At 67.5% G+C, this 1,389-nt stretch carries 1 protein-coding gene; it reads right to left on the bottom strand.

Annotated elements, in window-relative coordinates:
* Window positions 1-1,389 (bottom strand): DNA mismatch repair protein MutS (mutS, locus tag H8A92_RS40420; protein WP_229200800.1); only part of this gene is annotated, 1,389 nt, incomplete at both ends.

Raw genomic sequence — 1,389 nt, forward strand, 5'->3', positions numbered from 1 at the left:
CGCGGGCGGTCTGGCCGCGGTCCTGGGCTTCGAGCTTGGCCAGCACCGATTTGGCGCGCGTGATCACGGCGGGCGGCAGGCCGGCGAGCTTTGCGACCTGGATGCCGTAGGAGCGGTCGGCCGAGCCCGGCAGCACCTCGTGCAGGAACACGACGTCGCCCTGCCACTCCTTCACGCGCACCGTGGCGTTGAACATCCGTGGCAGTTTCGCGGAGAGCGCGGTCAGCTCGTGATAGTGGGTGGCAAAGAGCGTGCGGCAGCGGTTCCTCTCATGCAGATGCTCGATCGCGGCCCAGGCGATCGAGAGGCCGTCGAAGGTCGCAGTCCCACGGCCGATCTCGTCGAGAATGACCAGCGACCGCTCGCTCGCCTGGTTCAGGATTACGGCGGTCTCGACCATCTCGACCATGAAGGTCGAGCGTCCGCGCGCCAGATCGTCGGCGGCGCCGACGCGCGAGAACAGCCGGTCGACGATGCCGAGCCGCGCCCGCGACGCCGGCACATAGCTGCCAATTTGAGCAAGGAGTGCGATCAGCGCGTTCTGGCGCAGGAAGGTCGATTTACCGGCCATGTTCGGACCGGTGATCAGCCAGAGCTGGCCGGATTTTTGTGCCGGCGCCGGCGATAGGTCGCAGGCATTGGCAATGAACGGCTGGCCGTCGCGCTTCAGCGCCTGCTCGACCACCGGATGGCGGCCGCCCTCGATCGCAAAGCCGAGCGAGCCGTCGACATCGGGCCGCACGTAATTGTCGTCGATCGCAAGTTTCGCAAGCGACGTCGCGACATCGAGCATCGCGAAGGCATGCGCGGCGTTGCGCAGGTCGTCGCTGGCCGCGAGCGCCATCGCGCTCAGCCGTTCGAAAATCTCGAGCTCAAGATTGAGCGCGCGCTCGCCGGCATTGGCGATCTTGGCCTCGATCTCGCCGAGCTCTGCCGTGGTGAAGCGGACCTGACCGGCCAGCGTCTGGCGATGGATGAAGGTCGCGTTCAGCGGCGGCGCGAACAGCTTGTCGCCGTGCTGCGCGGTGACCTCGACGAAATAGCCGAGCACGTTGTTGTGCCGGATCTTCAGCGTCTTGATGCCGGTGTCCTCGGCATAGCGCGCCTGCATCGCGGCGACGACGAGGCGCGAGGCATCGCGAAGGTTGCGGCTTTCGTCGAGCGCGGCCTCGTAGCCCTCGCGGACGAAGCCGCCGTCGCGCTTGATCAGCGGCAGTTGTTCGGAGAGCGCGCGGGAAAATTCCTGCGCCAGGTCGCGCGAGGGGCGCTGCAATGCCGCCATCACCGTCGAAATCTCGGCCGGCGGATCGGCAAGCTGCGCCAGCAGCTCCAGCGCCTGGTCGGCGGCCAGGATGCCGTCGCGCAGGCTGGCGAGATCGCGCGGACCGC

It is taken from the genome of Bradyrhizobium acaciae (assembly GCF_020889785.1).
GTDB classification, from domain to species: Bacteria; Pseudomonadota; Alphaproteobacteria; order Rhizobiales; family Xanthobacteraceae; genus Bradyrhizobium; species Bradyrhizobium acaciae.